The organism is Streptomyces sp. NRRL F-6676, assembly GCF_000725625.1.
Taxonomy (GTDB): Bacteria; Actinomycetota; Actinomycetes; order Streptomycetales; family Streptomycetaceae; genus Streptomyces.
In genome coordinates this window covers 1-6,767 of the sequence record NZ_JOHS01000098.1, presented here as the reverse complement: position 1 = coordinate 6,767, position 6,767 = coordinate 1, and the positions used below count along the sequence as shown (strand labels likewise).

Sequence of the window (6,767 nt, the reverse complement as noted above, 5' to 3'; positions counted from 1 at the left end):
ATGGCGGCAGACGCCGATGAGTGCGAAGAAGCAGTAACAGCGAGGGACGACACCCCAACAAGGTAGACCGCGTCTCACCATGATCGTGTTACGAGCTCTTATCACGCCGCTACTCCGAGGTCAGGTCGACCATCGTCCCTAGATCACCCGAGCTTCCCAAGCTGATGGCTGAGGCATCGTCGTAGCGGCCCGGCCGTCGTAACCCGCCCTGGTCGACGGCATTGGCAGCGTGGCTGAGGCCGGTGGGGGTACAGCGAGGCACACGCGCGCCTGACCGGTCGACGCCCCCGCCGTCATGGCTGACTGTCGTCGGCTGAGGTTCAGAAGGGTCCCATCGAAGATGCCGGCCGTCAGTCGGGCGCGGCGATGCTGGGCCGTCTCTGGGCCGTCCGAGGGCGCTCAACAGCGACCGGCAACGACCGACGGCGACCACCACGTACGCAGGGGCACCGCCTCTCACCAGCGAAGACCCAGCTCACCAAGATCCCCGGCAAGACCCAGGGCAGAAGAAGTAAGCGCCCACGAACAAGCCCCCTGCCTGCGGGTTCTCCGCTGGCAGGGGGCTTGTTGCTGTCTCTGGGCGCCGTCTCTGGGCCGTCAGGTGCCGGACAACTCCGGGCGGCCCGTTCAGCAGGATCGTGACCGCCGAGGTCTCCACACGGATGATGCGCCAGGCGCACTGCTACCTACTCGCCTAGACGTGCTGCATGATGCGAACCCGGATGGACGACGCCAGGGGCCAGGAGTGACCTACCTGCCATTCGCAGACCGCCAAGATGCCCAACTACCCGCATGCGCATACGCCTTCAGCCCTCATTCGACCGACTGAGTTACAACTTTCTCTACTGCTCCGAGATGGCAAGCGAATCGAGACGCCCTCTCAGCGAGCTTCGGCAGGGCCAGACTGTCCAAGCAACGATCACCAGCCACCAGCCATGGGGTCTCATCGCAGAACTCAACGGATACGAGCCCGTGGGCGCTTCGCTGGACACGATTCGCCGCAACAGCGAGCGGGGAGTGAAGCGACTCTCACAGGAGCTGCCGCTGGTAGAGGCGACCATCGATCTGGTCATTGGCGAGTTGCCTGCATGGCACCGCGAGCCGTGGATATGGGTCGACCTCACAGCGCCCAGTCCCCCCGAAGACTGACCGTGCCTCCGACGTGCCCGATCGGGCGGGAAGCACCGGGGACCGACGGTCATCCACGGGCAGCGCGCAGCACGACGGCCCCGGACCGATTGACCTGGTCAGGGGCCGTTCTCACTGCTCGGCGCGCGGAGGCGGTGGGATTTGACCCCACGGTCGGGTTGCCACGACGACGGTCTTCAAGATCGTTCACTGCGTCTGTGGGGGGAGCCGGACGCTCGTACCCGAGGATGTCGTGAAGCCAACGGTCGAGGTACTGGGCCTCTGCCTCTCGGTCGCCCTCGACGGTCAGCCACTCACGGGCAGCAATGACCATATGCGTCTCGGCTTGATCCGTTTCCTCAGGCCGAAGCTCGACCCAATCGGTCAGCTCGCCCCAGATGAGTGCGAGCAAGTAGAGGGCTTCGTCACCGTTGTCCACCGGCGCCCCGCCACTTGCAAGACCCAAGATCTCCAACGCCGGGTCGTACGGCGAAGTACCGCTGTCCAGCATGGCCGCCGCACGCGCGCTGACCGCTGCGCGAAAGGACTCCGAGTCACCCATGGCCCAGAGAGTAGGCGACACGATGTGGAGCGCCGGGCCATGCCGGCGACCTGTACAGCAGTGGAGTACTGCAACCACAGCAACCGTCTTCTTCAGGCAGCAGTCCTCCGAGGCCGTGCAACGACCGGCGGCCGTGGCGCGCACCACGACCGCACCAGATCGAGCGGGGAACAGCAGGGAAGCACGGTGAAAGCAACCGGGCTCACTAAGGCCAGATCGCGGACGCTCGCCCGGGTCAACCCCCAAGCCAGCCGCAAATGCCCGCAGCTCCCCAAGCTGGTGTTCGTCACCCCGCCTCGCGCTTTCTTGGGCCCAGTGTTCGTTGGCACCGTGACGCCTCCTGCCTGTTCATGCCTGGTGGGGGGCTCCGTTGTGTTGGGGCTCTTCGGGGTGATCGTTGGGTAGGGAGTGAGGGAAGAGGGTGCGTAGGACGGGGGTCCCGTGGTTGAGCTTGGTGTGTTGTTCGGGTTGATGGTGGTGTTCGTGGCTTTTCTGTCGGTCACGTTGTTGCGGCGGGGGCGCAGGGTTACCGAGAACGTCGATGGGCTGCTTGTCGAACAGGCTCGGCGGGTGCAGGCGCAGAGTGACCGGTCTGCCTACGGGTCAGTCGCCGTGCACAACAGTCTGCCGACGTTGCGTGGCGACCACCGGCCCTAGCCGCCCCCGGTCGTCGGTGCGAACGGTGTGGGGCAGGGAGTGGCGATTCCTCGCGCGAGGACTTTCCCTCACACGGAAGCTCCCCGTCGGCGGCGTCACCGCGGACGGGGAGCTTCCTCATGCGTGCCGGAATACGTGCCGGAATGCGTGCCGGAATACGTGCCGGAATGCGTGCCGGAGCCCGGCCCTCGTCGCGTCAGTGGTGGCGGCCGCGGCCCCAGGAGACGCTGTCGACCCGGTGGCCGCGGTCGTTGCGCAGGGTCGCCGTGTCGCGCTTGTCCCAGACCTCGCGGCGGCGGTCCTGGTAGACGTCACGCCGGGTGTCATGGCCCCTTCCGGTGTGGACGCGCACCGTGGACCGGCCGTCCAGGCGGTAGTGGTGGAAGGTGTAGGTGTGGCCGCTCTCGTCGGACAGCGTCCAGCCGTTCAGGTTCATCCCGTGACGGCCGCGGTTGGTGATCTCCACCCACTCCTTGTTGAGGGTGCGGTTGTCGCGGTCGTCGCGGCCCGGGGCGTCGAACCTGACGTGGGTGATCTGCACCTGCTGGCGCTGCGGGCGCGCGTGGTCCGCAGCGGACGCCGGCAGCGCCGCCGCGCCGATCAGGGCGCCCGCCGCGAGCACGGCGGCCGCCAGACGGCGGGAGGAGAAGGAGGCGGGAACGCGAGCGGAGGTGCGGACGGGAGCGGGAGCGGAATCGGACACAGGTTCCCCCTGCATGGTGCGGGCACGTTCCGCCGGCGGCCCGAAGCAGGGGCGGCGGGAACGATGCGCTGTGCTGGTGCGGCCGGTCGGCCGCGCGTCCCCACACTGCTCCCGAAGTCCGCCGTGTGAACCCGACATGGATCGCGTGTTACACCTTGTCCACATTTCCGTGACGCTCGCCTGCAACGTCCATTTATGAGGTGACGGCGCCTGGTTGACGCCACGACGACCGTTTCGGTGCCGGAAACCTGGGCCGGCCGGGGCCGTGCGCCGGGGCGCGCCACCCCGGCCCGACTTCGTACCGTCACCCGAAAGTGGGTAACGGGTCGATCACCGTGAGCGGGTCCGGCAGACCCGCGCTCACGGGTGCATACGGGCGCCCTTGAAGGTCTTGTCGACCGCGTTGCGGGGGCCGTACACCGCGAGGCCGACGAGGTCCAGGTCCGTGGTCGGCACAGCCCGCACCGCCGCCCGGTTGTCGTGGTCGTTGCCCGTGGCGAACAGGTCGCGGGTGAACAGGGCCCGGGGCAGCGCGCGGGACAGGGCGCGAGTGTGGGCCGCTTTCAGGGTCTCCTTCGTGCCCTCGAAGATCAGCACCGGCTGACGGAACATCGGCAGGTACGCCACCCCGTCCGCGTCCCCGTACGGCTCCCCGATCACCTCGGGCACCTGCGTCCCCAGGCCGCTGACCAGGAACGCGGTCACGTTCAGGCGCTGCCACGTCTCCAGGTCGTCACGGAGCAGGACGGCGATCTTCGTGTCGAAGCGGGGCGTGGGGGCGCCGGAGACGGCGGAGGTGGCGGGGGCGACAGGGGCGACGGAGGCGACAGGGGCGATTCCGGTGTTCTCGGTGCTCATGGAGTGAGACTGCCGGTGCGCGGGCGGTCCGTTCTTGTACGTTTTTTGCATGGCCGCTCAACGCGAGGTTCGCGAAGCCCGCGAGGCCCGCGAGGTTCGCGAGGTTCGCGAAGGTCGCAAGATCCGCGAGGTCTCGGCCTGGCGCCCCCGCGTACCGGGCGTCGTGGAGGTCTTCCACGCCCACTACACCGAGTACGCCTACCCGATGCACGTCCACGACGCCTGGACGCTGTTGATCGTGGACGACGGCGCCGTACGGTACGACCTCGACCGGCACGAGCACGGCACCCCGCACGACACGGTCTCGCTGCTGCCGCCGTACGTCCCGCACAACGGGGCACCGGTGACCGAGCGCGGCTTCCGCAAACGGGTGCTCTACCTCGACCTCTCGGTGCTCGACGAGGGCTTGGTGGGAGCGGCCGTCGACGGCCCCGACCTGCGCGATCCGCTGCTGCGCGGCCGGATCGGACAGCTGCACACCGCGCTGACCCGGCCCGGCGACGAGTTCGAGGCGGAGAGCCGGCTGACCCTCGTCACCGAACGGCTGTACGGGCATCTGCGGCCCCGGCGGCGCCCCGAGGTGCCGCCCCCGGACCGCGGCGTCGCCCACCAACTGCGCGAACTGCTCGACGCGCGGCTCGTGGAGGGCGTCGGGCTGGAGGAGGCGGCGCGGCTGGTGCACGCGCACCCTGCCCACCTCGTACGGGCGTTCGGCCGCAGCTTCGGGATCGCGCCGCACCAGTACCTGATGTCGCGCCGGGTCGAGCGGGCCCGGCGGCTGCTGCTGCGGGGGATGCGGCCGGCCGACACGGCGGTCGCCGCCGGGTTCTACGACCAGGCCCATCTGACCCGGCACTTCCGGCGGCTCGTGGGGGTCACGCCGGGGCGGTACGCGCGCCTCGGTGCCAAAGCCGGTCCTACGGGCTGAAAACGGCTCTCAGACGCCGTCGTCCGCGTCCCGGGTGAGGCGGGTGAACGCCTCCAGGTTGCGCGTGGACTCCCCGCGCGAGACCCGCCACGCGTACTCCTTGCGGATCGCGGAGGCGAAACCGAGCTCCAGAAGGGTGTTGAAATCGCCGTCGGCCGCCTCCAGGACGGAGCCGAGGAGGCGGTCGAGCTCGTCGGGGGTGACGGCGGCCAGCGGCACCTTGCCCGCCAGATAGATGTCCCCCAGGCGGTCGACGGCGTACGCGACCCCGTACAGCCGCAGATTGCGCTCCAGGAGCCAGCGGTGGACGCCGGCCTCGTTCTCGTCGGGGTGACGGACGACGAACGCGTTCAGGGAGAGCGCGTGCCGGCCGAGGCGCAGGGAGAGGGTGGTCGACAGCTTCCGGGTGCCGGGGAGCTTGACGACGTACGCGCCGGGCTCGGGGCTCTCCCACTCCAGTTCGGCGTCCTTGAGGGCGGCCTCGACGGCCTCGCCCGCACGTGTCACCCGCTCCGCCTCAGCCATGGTGGGAGCGTACGCGACGGGCCTCGGCGGCGGCCGTACGCATCCGGCGCCGGTGGTCGTGGACGGCCCCCGTGTAGACCTCGGCGGTGGCGGCGGCGGCCGCGTCCCAGCCGAAGCAGCGGGCGTGCCGGGCGGCGGCGTCGCCCATGGTGTCGGTCAGGGCCGGCGTGTCGGCGAAATCGCGCAGCACGCGCGCGTAGGCGGCGGGATCGTGGCCGTCGACCAGGAAGCCCGTACATCGGTCCCGCACGGCGACGGGCAGCCCCCCGACGGCGGCGGCGAGCACCGGCGTGCCGGCCGCCTGCGCCTCTATGGCGACGAGTCCGAACGACTCGCTGTAGGAGGGCATCACCAGGACGGAGGCGGCCCGGAACCAGTCGGCCAGCTGCTCCTGCCCGACGGGCGGCCGGAACCGTACGACGTCGGCGATGCCGAGCCGGGCGGCGAGTTTCTGCAAACCCTCGGGCTTCGCCAGGCCGCTGCCGCTGGGGCCGCCCACTATGGGGACGACGATGCGGGAGCGCAGCTCGGGGCGCTGGTCGAGGAGGACGGCGACCGCGCGCAGGAGTATGTCGGGGGCCTTGAGGGGCTGGATGCGTCCCGCGAAGAGGGGCACGAGCGCGTCCTGGGGCAGGCCGAGCCGGGCCCGGGCGGCGGCGCGGCCGTCCGCGGGGCGGAACCGTTCCAGGTTGACCCCGGGGTGGACGACGGCGACCCGTGCGGGGTCGGCGTCGTAGTGGCGGACGAGTTCGCCGGCCTCCTCGTCGGTGTTGGCGATGAGGCGGTCGGCGGCGCGTACGACCTGGGTCTCGCCGATGACGCGGGCGGCGGGCTCGGGGGTGTCCCCGGCGGCGAGGCTGGCGTTCTTGACCTTGGCCATGGTGTGCATGGCGTGCACGAGGGGGACGCCCCAGCGCTGGGCGGCGAGCCAGCCGACGTGGCCGGAGAGCCAGTAGTGCGAGTGGACCAGGTCGTAGTGGCCGGGGCGGTGGCCGGCCCACGCCTGCATCACGCCGTGCGTGAAGGCGCAGAGCTGGGCGGGGAGGTCCTCCTTGGCGAGGCCCTCGTAGGGGCCGGCGTCGATGTGCCGGACGAGGACACCGGGGCAGAGTTCGACGGTGGGGGCCACGGAGGCGGTGGTGGAACGGGTGAAGATCTCGACCTGGATGTTGAGGTCGGCGAGGCGCTGGGCCAGCTCCACGATGTAGACGTTCATGCCGCCGGCGTCGCCAGTGCCGGGCTGGTGCAGGGGGGAGGTGTGCACGGAGAGCATGGCGACGCGGCGGGGGCGGCGGGACATGCGCAGGCGCGGGGAGGGGGTGGCTGCCGATCGACGCCCGAGCCTGCTGATGTACTGGCTCACGGTGGCGCTTCCTCCTTGCGGCGGGCGGGTGGGGGGCGTACGC

At 70.3% G+C, this 6,767-nt stretch carries 7 protein-coding genes; 2 read left to right on the top strand and 5 right to left on the bottom strand.

The genetic code is table 11. From position 1 onward, the window contains the following. Positions 1 to 855: 855 nt before the first annotated feature. The gene (locus IO29_RS37350) at positions 856 to 1,149 is read left to right on the top strand and encodes a hypothetical protein (RefSeq protein WP_078618596.1); all 294 of its coding nucleotides are present in this window, start codon (positions 856 to 858) and stop codon (positions 1,147 to 1,149) included. Between the two features lie 49 nt (positions 1,150 to 1,198). On the opposite strand, the gene IO29_RS30875 is transcribed toward IO29_RS37350, so the two are convergent. The 3 genes from IO29_RS30875 to IO29_RS30860 form a co-directional block, all read right to left on the bottom strand. Then, complete coding sequence (locus IO29_RS30875; RefSeq protein ID WP_051708041.1) at positions 1,199 to 1,690, bottom strand: hypothetical protein; 492 nt, start codon at positions 1,688 to 1,690, stop codon at positions 1,199 to 1,201. Between the two features lie 853 nt (positions 1,691 to 2,543). Next, positions 2,544 to 3,050 carry a lamin tail domain-containing protein gene (locus IO29_RS30865; protein ID WP_051708040.1) on the bottom strand — a complete coding sequence of 169 codons (507 nt, stop codon included), beginning with the start codon at positions 3,048 to 3,050 and terminating at the stop codon, positions 2,544 to 2,546. Positions 3,051 to 3,410: 360 nt separating this feature from the next. After that, positions 3,411 to 3,959, bottom strand: coding sequence for a DUF2000 family protein (locus IO29_RS30860; RefSeq protein ID WP_199806982.1), 549 nt, complete (start codon positions 3,957 to 3,959; stop codon positions 3,411 to 3,413). On the opposite strand from IO29_RS30860, the gene IO29_RS30855 reads away from it, so the two are divergent. Continuing rightward, positions 3,958 to 4,836: a helix-turn-helix transcriptional regulator gene (locus tag IO29_RS30855; protein ID WP_234307712.1), complete on the top strand. Its 879-nt coding sequence runs from the start codon at positions 3,958 to 3,960 to the stop codon at positions 4,834 to 4,836. The genes IO29_RS30860 and IO29_RS30855 overlap by 2 nt on opposite strands. 9 nt (positions 4,837 to 4,845) lie before the next feature. Here IO29_RS30855 and IO29_RS30850 read toward each other — a convergent pair whose 3' ends face one another. After that, positions 4,846 to 5,361, bottom strand: coding sequence for a type III secretion system chaperone family protein (locus IO29_RS30850; RefSeq protein ID WP_030383441.1), 516 nt, complete (start codon positions 5,359 to 5,361; stop codon positions 4,846 to 4,848). Beyond that, positions 5,354 to 6,724, bottom strand: coding sequence for a D-inositol-3-phosphate glycosyltransferase (mshA, locus tag IO29_RS30845; protein ID WP_063738933.1), 1,371 nt, complete (start codon positions 6,722 to 6,724; stop codon positions 5,354 to 5,356). The genes IO29_RS30850 and mshA overlap by 8 nt, the downstream gene beginning before the upstream one ends. Between the last annotated feature and the right edge of the window lie 43 nt (positions 6,725 to 6,767).

Excerpts from the sequence above, each read along its gene's own strand:
- IO29_RS30850 (WP_030383441.1), bottom strand. The coding sequence starts at position 5,361 with ATGGCTGAGGCGGAGCGGGTGACACGTGCGGGCGAGGCCGTCGAGGCC.
- IO29_RS30855 (WP_234307712.1), top strand. The coding sequence starts at position 3,958 with ATGGCCGCTCAACGCGAGGTTCGCGAAGCCCGCGAGGCCCGCGAGGTT.
- IO29_RS30860 (WP_199806982.1), bottom strand. The coding sequence starts at position 3,959 with ATGCAAAAAACGTACAAGAACGGACCGCCCGCGCACCGGCAGTCTCAC.
- IO29_RS30875 (WP_051708041.1), bottom strand. The coding sequence starts at position 1,690 with ATGGGTGACTCGGAGTCCTTTCGCGCAGCGGTCAGCGCGCGTGCGGCG.
- IO29_RS37350 (WP_078618596.1), top strand. The coding sequence starts at position 856 with ATGGCAAGCGAATCGAGACGCCCTCTCAGCGAGCTTCGGCAGGGCCAG.